Genomic DNA, 16129 nt, shown 5'->3' with positions numbered 1-16129 from the left:
ACGGAGCCCGGACGGACGAGGCTCAGCGGTCCGGGACACCCCAGCGGTTGCCGCCCCACCGGTCCTCGCCACCGTCGACCGGCTGGCGTGGCAGGGGCGAGGTCCACGGCTCGGGCGGCGGTGCGCTCCGCGAGCCGCCCCAGTCCGCGACAGCCGTGGCGTCCGGCTCCGGCTCCCACTCCTGCCGGGCCTCGACCACGCCCCGGGGGCGCCCGTACGCCTCGACGAGCCGGGTCACCACCAGCCCGACGGCCACCAGTACGGCGGCCAGCGCGGCCGGGGCGATGTCCAGGTTCCGCTCGTCGGCGTACGTGACGAACAGGGTGAGCGCGACGGAGGCGAGCAGCGCCCCGGCGATCCCGCCCCGGCGACCGAAGGCGCTGGTGCCGCCGAGCAGCGCGGCGCCGAAGGCCAGCCCGGTCCACTCGATGCCGGTGGTCGGCGCGACCGGCCCGGTGCCGACCGCGGCGAGCAGCACTCCGGCCAGCACCGCGAGGATCATCGACACGACGGTGCCGAGGGTGACGATGACTCCGGCGGTGCCGCCGCGACGCAGCGCCGGGTCGGCCACCGGACGGAACCGGCCGACGAGTCGACGGACCGCCGTGACGCTGCCGACCGATCCGGCGATCACGGCGACCGCGGCGAAGCCGCCGAACAGGTAGACCGCGTGCCGCGTCGGATCGTAGTCACCCTGCACGTCCACCGGGGCGGTCCGCTGCTGGATGTAGACGACAACCGCCAGGGCGGCGCCGAGGCTCGCCGCCCAGCCGGGGACGTGGAATCCCGCCACCAGCAGGGCGACCACCAGACCGCCGACCAGCGCGATCAGCACCGCCGGGATCAGCACCGTGGTCACCCCACGGTCGGAGTTCTCCGCGAAGTGCAGGGCGGCGGCGACCGCGACCGGGCCGAGCGCCAGGTTGGGGGCGCCGATCCGCAGCGTCAGCCCGGCGGCGAGGGTGATCAGGCCGATCGCCGTACCGAGGACCAGCAGGCTCTCCAGCCCGGCACCGCGCAGCAGCTCCGGGAAGTCCCGGTAACACAGGAATCCGAGCACGCCGGCCGCCGCCAGCAGGACCACTTCCCAGAGCAGGTGCACGGCCAGCCGGTCCCGGCCGGGTTCGCCGTGTTCCGGGTCGTCGAAGACGTTCTCCAGACCGGCCGACGGCCCACCCCGCCGCCGGGGTGGTTCGGCCGGCTCCGGGTCGACCGGACCGGACGGGCCGGACGGGCCGGACGGGCCGGACGGGACCACCGGCTCGGCTCCGCCCATGAAACGGCCGTGCACCGCCCCCGAGCCGGACCGGGGGGACGGGTCGTCGCGGTATCCGGGGTCGGCACCGCCGTACCGGGGGTCGTCCCAGGTCCCGGCCGGATCCACGGCACCGCTGTCGCGTCGCCGATAGCTCGAATCGTCGTACGCCATGTCGCGCGCGCCTCCTGGTCTCGTCCGCCCCGGGCAGGCCCGGACCCCGGGCGGCCTCCGGGACCGGAGCGGTCGAACGGCGGGCCCGGTCCGGCGACGGACGGCCCGGTCGGCACCGTACCCGCGTCCGGCCTCACGCGTAACCCCTGAGCTGCCGACGTCCGAGCCGGAGGGCGCACCGGCGACGTCGACGCGTGTGTTCGAGGAATCGGCGGTGCGGCGGCTCAGCGCCGGTCGTACCGCTCCCGGTCGCTCTGCTCCTCCTCGGCGTCCCGGTCGTCGGGGCGGTCCGGGACCCGGCAGGCCCGTTCCAGCCAGAGCGCCGCGCCGACCAGGGCGAGCGACGCGGCGAGGCCGGCGCTGGCCGCCGGTACGTCGTTCGTCGCGGCCCGGGTCCCCTCGATCAGCAGCCAGACGTCCAGACCGGCGTAGAAGCCGGCGAAGATCGACCCGGCCAGTGCCGACGCCTTCGCCAGTACGACGAACCGGGCCACCGCGAGCGGGTCGACCGGATCCCGGCCGGGCTTGCGCTCGATCCGGGCCCGGGTGTTGACCGCGGCGTACGCCTCCAGCACGGCGAGACCGAGCAGGGTGGCGATCGGCAGCCAGGGCAACGGCGGCAGTTGCCCGTAGAGGAAGCTGACCAGCAGCCAGGCCAGGGCTGCCGAGGCCAGGCCGGCCACCACGAGGCTGGCCGGCCGGGTCGGGCCCATCCGGCCCCGGTCAGGTTCCGGGCCACCCGGCGAGGGCCGTCGGTCGGTCACCTCGCCACCTCCGTCACTCGCCGCCACCGGCCGTTCAAGCCGACCCGCCCCCTACGCTCGTCCGTCCTCCGACTCTAACCGCAGATCCGGTCTGGGGCGCAGGTCCAGCACCTCGGTGGCGAGCGGTTCGGCGGTGAGCAGGTCGGTCAGCCAGCCGTGGCCGGGCAGCCGCCCGTACGGCTGGACGTCGATCCACGGCCGCAGCACGAACGCCCGCTGGTGGGCCCGGGGATGCGGCAGGACCAGTTCGGGGTCGTCGCTGAGCACCGGCTCACCGTCGTCGGTCCAGACACCGATCACGTCCACGTCGAGGGTGCGCGGGCCGAAGCGGCGCTGCGGGTCTCGGACCCGGCCGGCGGTCCGCTCGGCGGTCCGGGCCCGGGCCAGCCAGTCGTACGGGCCGATCCCGTCCCCGCCGACCAGCAGTACGGCGTTGAGGTACGCCGGCTGGTCCTGGTCGCCCCAGGGTGGGGTCTCGTACACCCCGGACGCCACCAGGAGTACGTCGTGCAGCACGTCGACGGCGGTCCGCAGGTGACCGAGCCGGTCGCCGAGGTTACTGCCGATCGAGAGCAGGGCCCGGGTCACCGCGTCCGCCGCCGGGTCAGGGTGACCGCCACGTCGGCGAACTCGTGCGGGATCGGTGCCTGGGGTTTGTGCACGGTGACGGTCGCCGCGTCCACCCGGTGGTCGGCGAGGCAGGCGGCGGCGAGTCGTTCGGCGAGCGTCTCGATCAAGTTCACCGGTTCTCCGGTGACGATCGCGACCAGCCGGTCGGCGAGTTCTCCGTAGTGCACGGTGTCGGCCACGTCGTCGGAGCGGCCGGCGGCGGCGAGGTCGAGTTCCAGCACCACGTCGACGACGAAGTCCTGCCCCTGGACGCGTTCGAAGTCGTAGACCCCGTGCCGGCCGTGGGCGCGCAGTCCGGTGAGGACGATCCGGTCGCTCACCGTGCCGCTCCCGCCCGCGCTCCGGCGGTGGGGACGAGCCGGGGGCGGCCGGTGGCCTGCCAGACGGCGAGCGCGTCGACGGTCTCCCGGACGTCGTGCACCCGTACCCCCCAGGCGCCGGCGGCGACGGCGAGCACACTGGTGGCGACGGTGGCCGCGGTCCGTTGCCCGGTCGGCCGGGGGGTGCCGTCCGGGTCGGCGAGCAGCGCACCCAGGTACGACTTGCGGCTGGCCGCGAAGAGCAGCGGGTAGCCGAGGGTGAGCAGTTCGGCGAGGCGGGCGCTGAGCTGCCAGTTGTCGGCGGCGTGCTTGGCGAAACCGAGCCCCGGGTCGATGACGATCTTCTCGGCGGCGACGCCGGCGGCCAACGCCTCGGCCACCCGCTCGGCCAGTTCGGCCCGTACGTCGGTGACCACGTCGGTGTAGTGGGCCAGGTCCTGCATCTGTTTCGCGTGTCCGCGCCAGTGCATCAGGATCCACGGGCAGCCGGCCTCGGCGACGACCTTCGCCATCGCCGGGTCGGCGAGGCCGCCGGAGACGTCGTTGACCACGGTCGCCCCGGCGTCGAGCGCGGCGGCGGCGACGCCGGCCCGGTAGGTGTCGATGCTCATCGGTACGCCCCGGGCGGCGAGTTCCCGGATGACCGGCAGGACCCGCCGGGCCTCGGTCTCGGCGTCGACCCGTTCGGCACCGGGCCGGGTGGACTCGCCGCCGACGTCGATCAGGTGGGCGCCGTCGGCGTGCATCCGGACGCCGTGCCGGATCGCGGCGTCGAGGTCGGCGTACCGGCCCCCGTCGGAGAACGAGTCGGGGGTGACGTTGAGGACGCCCATCACCACCGGCCCGGGGGTACGGAGAAGCTGGTGGATCGAGGTTGATCCGGCGCCGGGCGCGGCCCGGCCCTGCGCTGACTCGGTCACGGGTAGACGTTACCGACCGCCGTCCTGGGCTGACGGTCGGCCTGGTCCGGATCCTGCCTGGCAAAACGGATGCTCGGGCGGATTGGTGGCACTCCACGCCGCTTGTTCTGAACAGACCCGGGCCGTACGCTCGCATCAGCCAGATGCCGAAGCCTAAGAGACGGGCCGAAACAGGACAAAGACGCTCACAAACCATCACCCTTCGCGGTGGTTGCGAGACGCAGGGTCGATCAACACCCCACGACCGACCCGGTTGACGGGCACGACAGTTGTGCGGAGGCGACCGCCACCGCACCGGGGAGGATTTCGATGTTCGCCACGGAGCTGGTGGAGACGGCGTTGCCGGCTGCCACGCACGCGCTCCACACCATCGCCGTCGTCGCGGCCGAGGAGCCGGGGCCTGACGGCATCAACACCGACGGCGTGGTCAACTTCTTCGCCACCAACATCGCGCCGATCCTGCTCGCCGTCCTCGGCGTGATCTTCATCGGTCGGGCCAGCCGGGGCGAGATCTCGAAGGTGTTGACCAGCTCGGCGATCGCGATCCTCGGCCTGGCGTTCATCGCCGGCGCGGCGACGCTGTTCTTCGTCGGCGACTATCTGATCAACCTGATCTTCGAATAGACCGCGGAGCACGAGATGCGGCTGCGCACCGACGACGACATCTATCGGGCCCGCCTGGTCTACCTCGGGCCGCCCGGATACACCCTGCCCGTACACCTTCCCTACGCGCAGTACGGGCTGTTCGTCGTGCTGGTGCCGCTCTACATGTTCATCCACTGGCTGTTCACCTTCAAGGTCGAGCTGATCCCCGCCTGGGAGATCGCGCTCGCCATCGTCACCACCTCGTTCATCTTCCGGCACGTCGATCCGGACCGGCCCGCGCGGATGGTCATCCGTACGGCGTTGACCGACTGGCGACGTACCCGCGAGCCGGCGAAGGAGCAGCGCGACCCACGACTGGTCGCGAGTCGCATCAGGATCCGGGAGCAGTTGACATGAGTGGAGTGAGTCCCCTCATTCGCCCCACTCATGGCGACGATGAGCGGAGCGAGGAGATGGCATGAGCGAGCGAAGCGTGCGCGGCGGGGCGACGGTATGACGCGGCCCTCTCCGCCGGGATCGTCGTACCCGGTCGGCCGGTCGGCCAACAACTACGGTCACGGTACGCACCAGTCCGACTACGACACCTCGGAACTGGCGGACGAGACCGAGTACGACCCGGCCCTGCTCAGCAACACCGGGCACGGTGCCGTCGCGGTCTTCCAGGCCCCCCAGCCGCCGGCCCGGAACCGGCCGTCCCGCCCGACCAACCAGCCGGCCGGCCGGCCCGCGCCGGTCGAGCACCCCGACATCGACTCGCCGTTCCTCGACCTCTTCGGCGCCGGACCGGTCCCGGCACCGGCACCGCCGGGCGGGGCCGTACCGCCGCCGCCACCGCCGCCGCCGATCCCGCTGCCGCAGTCGGTCCCGGCACCGCAGTCGGTCCCGCCGCCGCCGGCGGCGGTCGGGCCACCAGCCGGCACGAACGCCGCCCCGCCGACGCCCACCCGGCCACCGCGGACCACCCCGCCGGCGCCGCGCCGTCCCGACGGCTGGGACACGGCCGCACCGCCGACACCCCCCGGACCGGTCAGCGCACCTCGGACCACCCCGCCCGCCCCCGCCCCGCACCAGCGCGGGCCCCAGCCGTCGAGCGGCCCGCCGACGGCCCCGGAGCCGGTCGACACCGCGGCCGCCGTCCAGGTCGGAGCGGAACCGGACCGGCCGGAGACCGACCACCGGACGCGGGATGCCGCACCGGACCGACGCCGAACCAGGACACCCAGGTCAACCCGGGAGTCCTCCGCCCCGCTGGTGAAACCGCAGCGGATCCGGGCCCCGAAGGTACGGTTCGGCGACCGCGACCCCGCCGTCGAACTGGCGATCACCGAGATCGCCGGCCACCTCACCTTCACCCCGAACACCGTCACCGCCTGGTACTGGCTGCCCGAGGTCCGCTGGGCGTTCCGGCCGGACGCCGAACGGGAGGCGCTGCTGCGCGCCATCTCCGAGCAGTACGCCGGCCTCGCCGGGTTCCGGCTGCACCTGCGCCGGACCACCCGCCCGTTCCCCGCCGACGAGTGGGCCCGGACGATCGACACCCACACCGCGGCACCGTTGGCCACCGTCCCCGGTGCGCCGAGCTGGTCGGACCACCTGGTCGCCGCCCAACGTCACCTGCTCTCGGTCAACCACGCGGAGGGGCAGACGTATCTCGGGGTCACCTTCGCCCGCCGGTCGCTGGGCAACAACTTCGCCGAACGGCTGCTGAGCGCCTTCGGCCGCGGCGTCGCCGACGGCGAACGCCGCAAGCTCGGCCGGACCGTCGAACAGTTCGACGAGGTGCTCGGCGCCTTCGGCATGCGCGGTCGGCAGGTCACCGCCGACGAGATGGAGTGGCTGCTCTACCGCTCGGTCGCGCTCTGCATGGCCCCGCCCGGCACCCTCTCCCCGGTCACCAACGGCCGGTGGGAACGCGGCGACCTGCTGGCCCTGACCGAACAGATCGAGCGCTACCGGACCCCGTACGGCTCGACGGTCAAGCTGGTCAACCGGATGACCGGCGAGGAGCGGCACGTCGCCGTCCTCACCGTCGGCCGGATGGAACCGCTGGAGATCCCCGAACGGCACGAGCCCTGGCTGCACTTCCACGAGCGGCTGCCGTGGCCGATGGAGATCTCCACCCGGGTCGACATCCTCGGCTCCGGCGACTCGTTCCGGAACCTGGAGCACCGGCTGCGGATGATCCGCTCCCAGCAGCTCGACTACGCCGAGCACGGCATCGACGCCCCGCCGGAGCTGGAGCGGCTGGCCAAGCGGGCCCTGGTGATCGGCGACGAGATGACCACCGGCCTGCCGGTCGACTCGGCCCGGGCGCACGGCTGGCACCGGGTCGCGGTTGGTGGGCGTACCCGGGAGGAGTGTCTGGAACGGGCCCGCCGGCTGATCCAGCTCTACTCCCGGGAGCTGCGGATCTCGCTGCAGCACCCGAAGAACCAGGACTGGATGGCCCGGGAGTTCATCCCCGGCGAGCCGATCGCGAACACCGGTTACGTCCGCCGGATGCCGGTCAACCTGCTCGCCGCCGCGCTGCCGCAGGCCGCCTCCACGGTCGGTGACCGGCGCGGTGACCTGATCGGCCGGACCGCCGGCACCTGCCGTCGGCCGGTCTTCCTCGACATGCACTTCCCGATGGAGGTCCGGGAACGGTCCGGGCTCGCGGTCTTTGTCGCCGAACCGGGTGGTGGCAAGTCGACCCTGCTCGGCGCGCTCGGCTACCTGGCCGCCCGACGCGGCGTGCAGGTGACCCTGCTCGACCCGTCCGGCCCGCTGGCCCGGCTCTGCCAGATGCCGGAGCTGCGGCCGTACTCGCGGGTGTTGAACCTGACCGGTTCGGAGCAGGGCACGCTGGCCCCGTACGCGTTGATCCCGACCCCGCTGCGCACCGAGTTCCCGGAGGGCTCCGCCGGCGACCGGGAGTTCCAGATCGCGGTCTCCAACGCCCGGGCCGAACGCCGGATGCTGGTCCAGGACATCTGCATGATGCTGGTCCCGCCGCAGGTGGCCCGGGAGGCCTCCACCGCCACCCTGCTGCGGCACGCGGTCCGCCAGGTGCCGGCCGAGGAGACGTCCACACTGGACGACGTGGTGGCCTGCCTGACCGGGCTGGAGGACGAGGGTCGGGAGCTGGCGAACCTGCTGCTGGACACCGCGGAGATGCCGCTCGCGCTGCTCTTCTTCGGCCGGCCGCCGGAGCACATGCTCGGCGCCGACGCCACCCTCACCGTGATCACCATGGCCGGGCTGCGGCTGCCCGACCTCAAGATCGAACGCGAGTACTGGTCCGCCGAGGAGGCGCTCGCGCTGCCGATGCTGCACACCGCGCACCGGCTGGCGGTCCGGCGCTGCTACGGCGGCTCGATGTCGCAGCGCAAACTGGTCGGCCTCGACGAGGCGCACTTCATGGAGGGCTGGCGCTCCGGCCGGTCGTTCCTGGTCCGGCTCGCCCGCGACTCCCGCAAGTGGAACCTCGCCGCCCTGGTCTCCTCGCAGAACCCGAAGGACATCCTCGGCCTGGACGTGCAGAACCTCGTCTCCACGGTCTTCGTCGGCCGGATCGCCGAGGACGAGGAGATCGCCTCCGAGGCGCTGCGGCTGCTCCGGGTCCCGGTCAACGACGGCTACGAGGCGACCCTGGCCTCACTTTCCGCCGTCGACACCACCTCCGCCGACCGGCTCGGCTTCCGCGAGTTCGTGATGCGCGACGTCGACGGCCGGGTGCAGAAGGTCCGGGTCGACGTCTCGTACGTCCCGGGCCTGCTCGACCACCTCGACACCACCCCGGTCGCGGTCAAGGCGGCGGCGTCGAACCTCCCCTCCCCCGTCGTGGACCTGGAGGACTGATGCCCAGGACCGGTGCCCGGGTCGCCGCCCTGCTCCTCACCATCGGCGTACTGGCCGTCGCCACCCTGGCCTGGCCGGTGCTCGGGGCCGCCAGCCCCGCCTCCGCCGCCCCGATACCGACCCGCGACCCCAGCGGGCTCTGCACCACCGCCGAGTGGGAGGCTGACTTCCGCAGCTGCGTCGACCGGCTCGCCGACGTCAGCGAGGCGACCGCGAGCTGCCTGAACGCACCGGTGCCGAGCGAGCCGAGTTCCGGGCTGGGCGGCTTCTTCTCCCCCACCCGGCCGGAGGCGAGCGAGAAGCCGGGACAGAAGGGCCTCTACACCGAGTACGGCCTCGCCGGTTACAGCTTCGAGACGTACGACGACAGCGGCGGCTGCGCCTCGGACGTGATCGACCCGGGCAGCAAGGTGGTCAACAAACTCGCCGACTTCGAGATCCGGTTCGCCGGCGGGATCATCGGCGCCTCCAACGCGGTGCGGGACCGGGCCTGGGACCCGCGCAGCATGTGGGAGTGGGCGAACCCGCTGGTTGAGCAGGCCACCCGGGCGGTCTACGACCGGGTGTTCAGCGTCTTCGGCATCCTCACCCTCTGCGTGGTCGGCCTCTACCTGCTCTGGCGGTCCCGGCAGTCCGACATGAGCAACGCGATCACCACCGCCGGCTGGGCGGTGCTGGTGATGGTCGCGGTGACCGCGATCGCCGCCTGGCCGGTCCGCTCGGCCAACATCGCCGACCAGACCCTGGTCACCACGCTGACCGTGGTGCACAGCGCGGTCGGTCCGCGCCCCACCGCGATCCCGCCCGAGCAGTGCGCCGGCCCCGAGGCCGCCTCCTGCGCCGACAACCGGCCGCCGGCCATCCGGGCCAGCGACACGGTGACCGAGACGATGCTCTACCGCAACTGGCTGCGCGGCGCGCTTGGCTCCTCGGACAGCGAGACGGCCCGTAAGTACGGTCGGGCGCTCTACGACGCCAAGTCGCTGAGCTGGGACGAGGCCGAACGGATCCGGGCCAACCCGGGCACCCGGGACGCCACCGTGACCGCGAAGCAGGACCAGTGGCGTAAGGTCGCCGAGCAGATCCGGACCGAGGATCCGGAGGCGTACGAGCACCTGCGCGGCGCGCGGGACGCCGACCGGGTCGGCGCCGGCGTGATCGCCATCCTCGCCGCGCTCCTCTTCGCGCTCTTCGACCTGACCGCCTCACTGCTGGTGCTGCTCGGCTTCCTGCTGTTCCGGTGGGCGGTGATCGCCGCGCCGATCCTCGGCACCGTCGGGCTGATGCGGCCGGCCAGCGCCGGACTGCGCCGGCTCGGCAACGCGGTGGTGGCGGCGGTCTTCAACATCGCCATCTTCGGCACCGGGGCCGCCATCTACCTCTTCGCCGTCGACCTGATCATGCGTACCTCGACCCTGCCGGGCTGGCTGCAACTGGTGCTGGTCTGGCTCTGCGGTGTGGTCGGCTGGCTGCTGCTGCGGCCGTACCGGCGGATCACCCAGCTCGGCGGCAAGGACAGCGCCCAGGTGATCGCCGCACCCGGCTCCTGGCACAGGCGGTTCTTCCGGGACGTCCGGGGCGGCTCCGAAGACCCCGACATTGTGATCAAGAGGGGCGGCGACACGCACAACCACTTCGGCAGCCGGACCCGCCCCGAGGCCCGGCACGAGGATCCGGCGCACGGTGTCGAGTCGCGGTCGAAACGGTCCGAGTCGAGCCCCGTACCGGAGGAGACCACCCCGGTGGCGGAGCCGGAGCGCGAGTCCGGGGCGTCGCCGACCCGGAGCCGGCCGGCGCGCCGGCGGGCCGCCGAGTGGACCGAACCGGACGTGCCGGCGGAGAACCCGTCGTACGTGATCTACCGCCCGGCCTCGGCGCCGGAGCCGAAGCCGGCGCCGGCGCGGCAGCCCCGGATCCGGTCCGAGGCGAGGTGACCGGCGGATGCGGCGGCTCGTCGAGTATCTCTTCACCCGGGTGCTGCGGTCCCGGCTCGGGGTGGCGCTGGTCCTCGCCGTGCTCATCCTCGGCATCGTCGGCGCGACCAGGCTGATCGCCGGCCCGGGCGAGAACCGGTCCCTGCTGCCCGGCGGGGCGGTCCCCCCGATCACCACCACCGACGCGGAGGCCGGTGACGACGGTCTGAACGAGGTCGCCGAGCCGACACCGTGGACCAGCCCCGGCGCCCCGGAACCGGCCGAGGCGGCCCGCTCGTTCGCCGAGGCGTGGCTGCGGCACGACGGCGTGGACGCCCGGCAGTGGCACGACGGGCTGCGGCCGTACGCCACCGAGACGCTGCTCGGCAAACTCGCCGGGGTCGACCCGGCCGGTGTACCGGCGGACCGGGTCACCGGCGACGTGAGCGTCCGGCCGGTCAACGACAGCCTGGTCGAGGTGGTGATCCCGGTCGACTCCGGCGTGCTGCGGCTCGGCCTGCTCGCCACGGAGGGCCGGTGGCGGGTCGACACGGTCGACTGGCAGCGACGCTGAGACGATCCGGGGAGGTGGAGACGACATGGCCGCGCTGACCCGACGGCCCCGCCGGGCCGTCCTGGCGTTCGGGCTGACCGCCGTACTCGCCCTGCTCTGCTGTGCCGGCGGCACCACCGCGTTCCTGCTGACGATGCAGGCGGCCGAGGAGGGCAACCCGTACACACTCGCCCTCGGCTGCGGCACGGAGGGGCACATCACACTCGACGGCGAGATGCCGCTGGTGTCGCCGTACGACGCCCACCAGATGCGCAACGCCGCCATCATCATCAACGTCGGAAAGGACCGGGACCTGCCGCCCCGGGCCTGGGTGATCGCGGTGGCGACCGCGTTGCAGGAGTCGACGTTGCACAACTACGGGTACCTGGGCTCGAAGAACGACCACGACTCGCTCGGGCTGTTCCAGCAGCGCCCGAGCATGGGCTGGGGCAGCCCGAAACAGGTGCAGGATCCGGTGTACGCGTCGACGAAGTTCTACGAGAAGCTGGAGAAGGTACCGGACTGGCAGAACCTGCCGCTGACCGTGGCGGCCCAGCGGGTGCAGATCAGCGGCTACCCGGACGCGTACGCCAAGCACGAGGCGACGGCGACGCAGATCGTCAACGTGCTGACCGGCGGTGCTGGCCTGGCCGACGGCGCCAGCGTCGATCTGAGCTGTGCGGACGGCGCCGACATCGCCGCCTCCGGCTGGACCGCGCCGATCCCGGGCACCGTCGGCTCCGGGTTCCGGACCGCCGCCCGGCCGTCGCACCACGGGGTCGACATCGGGGCCGGCTACCGGACCGAGATCCGGGCGGCGGCGGCCGGCAAGGTGGTCGTCTCCACCTGTGACCCGGACAACCGGGGTCGGTTGAGCTGCGATGCCGAGGGTTGGCCGGGCAAGGGCGGCTGTGGCTGGTTCGTCGACATCCTGCACGCCGGTGACGTGGTCACCCGGTACTGCCACATGATCCGCAAGCCGATGGTGGGCAAGAACGACGAGGTCCGGGCCGGCCAGGTGATCGGCCTGGTGGGGTCGAGCGGCAACTCCTCCGGTCCGCACCTGCACTTCGAGGTGCACCTGAACCGCGACCGCACCAGCAAGGGCGCGACCGACCCGGTGCCGTTCATGAAGGCCAGGGGCGCCCCGTTCACGGCCGACGGCTGATGGAGGTTCTCATCGCCGATGGCGGATTCTCACGATCTTGGCCCCGGCGCTTCGGCGCAGCGGCGATCCCGGCGACAGCGCGTACAAGCCGTGGGGCGCCCGGGCGCCGGGCTCGCCCCTCGTGGCACCATGTTGCGCCATGGATCATCAGGGGCAGTTTCGTCGTGCAGCGCTCGCGTTGGGCATCCCGGACGACGAGGTCAGCCGGTTCATCCAGCACCTCCGTTTGTCGATCCGGTTGAGCGGAGGATCCAGCGGTGTTTTGGTCGGGCAGTTCGGTGGGCTGCCCCGGCTGCCGGTGGACATGGGCTGGCCGTCCGACGGGGTCAGTCCGTTGCCGTTCATCTTTTCGGTCGACTGTGCGGCGCTGCCAAGAGTCGACGGCTTCGGCCTGCCGGCAGACGGCTCGCTGCTGTTCTTCCTGGATCACGAGCAGGCCGCTGCCACCGGGGAGCGGAGGTACGGGCGAGTCGTGTATGTGCCGGCCGGCACCGATACCGAGGTGGCGGCAGGATCCACCGACCACGTGTTCGTCGACAAGCAGTACGACGTCGGCGCCACGCTGCGCGCGGAGTTCCCCGATTGGTTCGGGGCGGACGAGGACGACGAGGACGAGGACGACCTGTCGCCCTTCCAGCAGCAGTTGGCCCGTGACCTCGAGCGTGACCTGCCGCACCTTGACGAACTCCGTGCTCTGGCCAACGATCTCTGGCCGCCTGACAACGGGTACGCGAGCGCCTATATCGGCGGGTATGCCGACGCGGAGGTAATCAAGAGTATTGCGGAGCAGACCCTCGCGTGGCGCGAGAAGACCGGAGAGATCGTCATCCCGGTCGCGAAATGGTATTCCCACGTGGAGAAGGAGACGCACCGGCTGACGACTGAGTGGGTGTCGCTCGCCCGCTTCCCCGTAGACAACGAGTTCTACTACCGGAGCGACGGGAGTTTCGTGATCCGTCACGACGACCTGGCCGCTGGTCGGCTGGACGAGGCGGTTCCCGTGGCTGAGTTGATCCCGTAGCACACCGGCGGCGCCGGATACGGCCACGATCTGCGTTGCCGACGATGCCGACGCCAGGTGCCGGACATCCGCTATTGCCGCAGTGCGCTCGCTACCGGACCAACACATTCGAGTGACCGCGCGAAGAGCGACCGGCTGATCGTGGTGGCCACGCTGGCGGGGTCGTGGCCATGGCCTGCGCCCGTTCAGTGGTCGGTGGCCTGTAACGCGGTCGCGATCGGCTCGAGCCCTGCGACCAGTTCGTCGAGTTCGTCCCCGGTGAGCACGTCGTACGCCGACGCCGCCAGCTCGTCGGTGAGGGACTCGATCCGCTCCCTGGTCTCCCGGCCGGCGTCGGTGAACCCGCCGGCGGCGTCCACGAGGCCGCGACCGCGTAGCCCGTCGACGACGGCGGCCAGCTGTGCCTTGGGCAGGTGGTGGGTCCGGCCGAACTCCTCAGCCCGCATGCCGAGGGAGAGAGCGAGCAGGACGTGGGCCTCGGTGCCGCCGATGCCGTGGGCGAGCAGGGCGGCGTTGTGGCCGTCCCCGCGGTGCTCCCGCAGCAGCGTCGCCGCGTGCCAGAGCCGGGCAACCGGCTCCTCCGGCACGTCGAGCGCCCGGAGCCCGGCGTACAGCGCCCGGCCCTCGGTCGGCGCGCTGACCGAGGCCCGGGTAGCGAGGTCGGCGACCCGCACCAGACCGGGCGAGTCGGCGAGCTCCCCGATCATCTGCCGCAGCGCGGCGGCGCTGCTCCGCTCGCGCACGGCGATCGCCTCCTGAGGGGTGGTCTTCCCCCACACCCACGGGATGTGGCGCGCCACCTCGCCGTCCGCGAAGTTGTAGAAGACCGCGTGCACCACCTCCGCCGGTGCCATCCCCAGCGGCGCGGCCCGGCCCGCGAAGTAGCCGTCCCAGTAGTCGCGCACGCCGAGGGCCAGGAACGCCTGGTTCGGCACCTCGGAGAAGGTGACAGTGGCGATCGGCTCGACGAGCTCGAACATGCGGCGAACCTTGGCGTACGAGTGCGGCATTCGTCATCATCTCCTGTGATCGCGACAGCGCCCCTACGGGCTGCCCCTCACCCTGACTACGAACAGTCCTGTCCGAATACGACACCTCTGGTCGACATCAGTCCAGCCAGGATCAGCCCTACTCTCGTAGCCGCCAGGCGTGCGCCGGCAGGGCACGTTGTGCGCGCCGCTGGCGACTGACGTACGGGCAGAATCGACTACGAGCCTTGGACGAGGAAGCACCCGTGCCGGCCGTCGGTAGAGATGAACGCGAACGCCACCGGTGAGGCACCGAGGTTGAGGTAGGACGGCTTCCCATCCGCCTCCAGGCGCAGCAGGGGCCGCCACGGCCCGCCCTCGGGCCAGTCGTCCCCGTTGAACAGCAGTGCCGTCCCGCCGACCTTGTCCTGGTCCAACGCCTGGAAGTAGCGGTCCCGATCGTGTGGGGGCAGCGCCATGTAGGGGCGTCGAACGGCAGGTACTCAGGGTCCTCACCGCGGACCAGCTCGACAGTGAACTCCGCCGGCGACCCATCGCCGCGGTAGAGGGTTGGGCCGCTGGTCGGTGGGCTGGTGGGCCCGTCGAATACGCCACCGGGCTGGATGATGACGGCGTTCTCGCCGCCGTCGGGAAAGATGACGTCCGGATCGAAGTCCTCCACGTCCCTGCCGTGGTCGCCATGGGTGACGAACACGTAGGCCAGCCGCCCCGGACCGGCTCCGGCGAGCCCGGGCTCCAATGCGATCTGGCAGACAAACCGCATCGGGGTGTCCCAGCCTTGGCTGACCGGCCACTGGGGTTGGGTGAGCCAGACGGGCTGACCGCCGAACTTGGTGACCGGCTCAGTCACCGGCGCCTCGGCCCGGTGAAAGTTCGCGATCCGCCACACGGCAGCCATGGCGGCGACCATAGCAGGCACCCGCAGCACCCGGCCCGCGACCAATCGTGACAGCGTTGGTCGCCGGCTTTCCGGGTCGTCGCCGGCTTTCCGGGTCGCCGCCGGCTTTCCGGGTCGCCGCCGGTAGCGACGTTTTCGGCCGGGCGGGCGACGTCTCCGGGTTGGACCGGGCAGCAGGAACCTTGCCGGGCACTGTCCCAACGCGTACCTTTCGCTATATCGGGCCGATACATCGTGTAGATGCATCGCAGTGCCGTCACCGAGTCTCGGGACGGCGAGGCCGGGCCACGAACACGGCGCGGGATCGCGCCAATCAGGGAGGCAGCGAGATGTCCAGCGGGCAGTTGTACGACACCATCGGCGCCACCTACACCGTGACGCGGCGTACCGACCCCCGGTTCGCCGCACAGATCTGGGCCGCGCTCGGCGACGCCCGGACGGTACTGAACGTCGGGGCCGGCACCGGCTCGTACGAGCCCCCGGACCGTGACGTCACCGCGGTGGAGCCGTCGGCGCTGATGCGGGCGCAGCGCCCCGCCGGCGCCGCCCCGTGCGTGGCCGCCGGCGCGGAGAGCCTTCCGTTCGCGGACCAGTCCTTCGACGCCGCGATGGCCGTCTCCACCGTCCACCACTGGCCGGACCCGATCGCCGGGCTACGCGAGATGCGGCGGGTGGCCCGCCGGGTGGTGGTGTTCACGCACGACGGCACCGAGGCCGGATGGCGCAACCGGTTCTGGCTCACCCGCGACTACCTGCCCGAGGTCGCCGACCTGCTCACCGGCCGACCGTCGTTGACCGGGCAGGCCCGCGCGATCGGAGCCCGCATCGAGCCGGTACTCATCCCGTGGGACTGCACCGACGGTCTCTTCGAGGCGTACTGGCGCCGGCCCGAGGCGTACCTGGACGAGCAGGTACGCCGGGGCGTGTCGGTGTGGGCCAGAGTCGGTCCGGAGGCCGAGCAACGGGCGGTGCGCAGCCTGCGGGCCGACCTCGCCTCGGGCCGGTGGGTCGACCGGAACCGGGAGCTCGTCGCTCTCGACGCGGCAGAGCTCGGCCTTCGCCTGCTCGTCGCCTGACG

At 72.3% G+C, this 16129-nt stretch carries 14 protein-coding genes and 1 pseudogene; 8 read left to right on the top strand and 7 right to left on the bottom strand.

Going from position 1 to position 16129, the window contains the following annotated elements; translation table 11 throughout:
• Window positions 1-22 precede the first annotated feature (22 nt).
• From ABGB21_RS12280 to folP, 5 genes are all read right to left on the bottom strand, one after another.
• The gene (locus tag ABGB21_RS12280; protein ID WP_347651505.1) at window positions 23-1429 is read right to left on the bottom strand and encodes an ABC transporter permease; all 1407 of its coding nucleotides are present in this window, start codon (window positions 1427-1429) and stop codon (window positions 23-25) included.
• Window positions 1430-1653: 224 nt separating this feature from the next.
• Window positions 1654-2142, bottom strand: a complete 489-nt coding sequence (locus tag ABGB21_RS12275; protein ID WP_347651685.1) for a DUF3180 domain-containing protein — start codon at window positions 2140-2142, stop codon at window positions 1654-1656.
• A gap of 102 nt (window positions 2143-2244) precedes the next feature.
• A complete protein-coding gene (gene folK / locus ABGB21_RS12270; protein WP_347651504.1) occupies window positions 2245-2781 on the bottom strand; it encodes a 2-amino-4-hydroxy-6-hydroxymethyldihydropteridine diphosphokinase in 537 nt (178 codons plus the stop codon).
• Complete coding sequence (folB, locus tag ABGB21_RS12265) at window positions 2778-3143, bottom strand: dihydroneopterin aldolase (protein ID WP_347651503.1); 366 nt, start codon at window positions 3141-3143, stop codon at window positions 2778-2780. The genes folK and folB overlap by 4 nt, the downstream gene beginning before the upstream one ends.
• Window positions 3140-3976: a dihydropteroate synthase gene (gene folP / locus ABGB21_RS12260; RefSeq protein ID WP_347651684.1), complete on the bottom strand. Its 837-nt coding sequence runs from the start codon at window positions 3974-3976 to the stop codon at window positions 3140-3142. Before folP ends, folB begins: the two co-directional genes overlap by 4 nt.
• 396 nt (window positions 3977-4372) lie before the next feature.
• Between folP and ABGB21_RS12255 the strand changes: the two genes are divergently transcribed.
• The 7 genes from ABGB21_RS12255 to ABGB21_RS12225 all read left to right on the top strand — a co-directional run bounded on the left by ABGB21_RS12255 (window position 4373) and on the right by ABGB21_RS12225 (window position 13164).
• Window positions 4373-4687, top strand: coding sequence for a hypothetical protein (locus ABGB21_RS12255; protein ID WP_347651502.1), 315 nt, complete (start codon window positions 4373-4375; stop codon window positions 4685-4687).
• A 15-nt stretch (window positions 4688-4702) separates the two neighbouring features.
• Entirely contained in the window at window positions 4703-5065 is a 363-nt protein-coding gene (locus ABGB21_RS12250) for a hypothetical protein (protein ID WP_347651501.1), read from the top strand.
• Window positions 5066-5161: 96 nt separating this feature from the next.
• Window positions 5162-8509, top strand: a complete 3348-nt coding sequence (locus ABGB21_RS12245) for an ATP-binding protein (RefSeq protein WP_347677760.1) — start codon at window positions 5162-5164, stop codon at window positions 8507-8509.
• On the top strand, window positions 8509-10443 hold the full coding sequence (locus tag ABGB21_RS12240; protein ID WP_347677758.1) for an MFS transporter: 1935 nt from the start codon (window positions 8509-8511) through the stop codon (window positions 10441-10443). Before ABGB21_RS12245 ends, ABGB21_RS12240 begins: the two co-directional genes overlap by 1 nt.
• A 7-nt stretch (window positions 10444-10450) precedes the next feature.
• Window positions 10451-10996 (top strand): hypothetical protein, encoded by a 546-nt coding sequence (locus tag ABGB21_RS12235; protein ID WP_347651498.1) that lies wholly within the window; start codon window positions 10451-10453, stop codon window positions 10994-10996.
• A gap of 25 nt (window positions 10997-11021) precedes the next feature.
• Window positions 11022-12143 carry a M23 family metallopeptidase gene (locus ABGB21_RS12230; protein WP_347651497.1) on the top strand — a complete coding sequence of 374 codons (1122 nt, stop codon included), beginning with the start codon at window positions 11022-11024 and terminating at the stop codon, window positions 12141-12143.
• Between the two features lie 139 nt (window positions 12144-12282).
• On the top strand, window positions 12283-13164 hold the full coding sequence (locus tag ABGB21_RS12225; protein WP_347651496.1) for a DUF1963 domain-containing protein: 882 nt from the start codon (window positions 12283-12285) through the stop codon (window positions 13162-13164).
• A 185-nt stretch (window positions 13165-13349) separates the two neighbouring features.
• Here the strand turns inward: ABGB21_RS12225 and ABGB21_RS12220 are convergent, their stop codons facing one another.
• Complete coding sequence (locus ABGB21_RS12220) at window positions 13350-14144, bottom strand: MarR family transcriptional regulator (RefSeq protein WP_347651495.1); 795 nt, start codon at window positions 14142-14144, stop codon at window positions 13350-13352.
• A 227-nt stretch (window positions 14145-14371) separates the two neighbouring features.
• Entirely contained in the window at window positions 14372-14611 is a 240-nt protein-coding gene (locus ABGB21_RS12215; protein ID WP_347651494.1) for a hypothetical protein, read from the bottom strand.
• 781 nt (window positions 14612-15392) lie between these two features.
• Between ABGB21_RS12215 and ABGB21_RS12210 the strand changes: the two are divergent.
• A pseudogene (locus ABGB21_RS12210) lies at window positions 15393-16127 on the top strand (class I SAM-dependent methyltransferase); the annotation flags it as partial.
• Window positions 16128-16129: the final 2 nt, after the last annotated feature.

The organism is Plantactinospora sp. B24E8, assembly GCF_039871735.1.
In the GTDB taxonomy this organism is placed as follows: Bacteria; Actinomycetota; Actinomycetes; order Mycobacteriales; family Micromonosporaceae; genus Plantactinospora.
Note: the sequence above shows the minus strand (reverse complement) of the source record. Positions and strands in the feature narration are given on the sequence as shown.

Bases quoted from the DNA above. Each gene is read 5' to 3' on its own strand.
- ABGB21_RS12280 (WP_347651505.1), bottom strand. From the start codon at position 1,429: ATGGCGTACGACGATTCGAGCTATCGGCGACGCGACAGCGGTGCCGTG.
- ABGB21_RS12275 (WP_347651685.1), bottom strand. From the start codon at position 2,142: ATGGGCCCGACCCGGCCGGCCAGCCTCGTGGTGGCCGGCCTGGCCTCG.
- folP (WP_347651684.1), bottom strand. From the start codon at position 3,976: ATGGGCGTCCTCAACGTCACCCCCGACTCGTTCTCCGACGGGGGCCGG.
- ABGB21_RS12255 (WP_347651502.1), top strand. From the start codon at position 4,373: ATGTTCGCCACGGAGCTGGTGGAGACGGCGTTGCCGGCTGCCACGCAC.
- ABGB21_RS12250 (WP_347651501.1), top strand. From the start codon at position 4,703: ATGCGGCTGCGCACCGACGACGACATCTATCGGGCCCGCCTGGTCTAC.
- ABGB21_RS12245 (WP_347677760.1), top strand. From the start codon at position 5,162: ATGACGCGGCCCTCTCCGCCGGGATCGTCGTACCCGGTCGGCCGGTCG.
- ABGB21_RS12240 (WP_347677758.1), top strand. From the start codon at position 8,509: ATGCCCAGGACCGGTGCCCGGGTCGCCGCCCTGCTCCTCACCATCGGC.
- ABGB21_RS12235 (WP_347651498.1), top strand. From the start codon at position 10,451: ATGCGGCGGCTCGTCGAGTATCTCTTCACCCGGGTGCTGCGGTCCCGG.
- ABGB21_RS12230 (WP_347651497.1), top strand. From the start codon at position 11,022: ATGGCCGCGCTGACCCGACGGCCCCGCCGGGCCGTCCTGGCGTTCGGG.
- ABGB21_RS12225 (WP_347651496.1), top strand. From the start codon at position 12,283: ATGGATCATCAGGGGCAGTTTCGTCGTGCAGCGCTCGCGTTGGGCATC.
- ABGB21_RS12220 (WP_347651495.1), bottom strand. From the start codon at position 14,144: ATGTTCGAGCTCGTCGAGCCGATCGCCACTGTCACCTTCTCCGAGGTG.
- ABGB21_RS12215 (WP_347651494.1), bottom strand. From the start codon at position 14,611: ATGGCGCTGCCCCCACACGATCGGGACCGCTACTTCCAGGCGTTGGAC.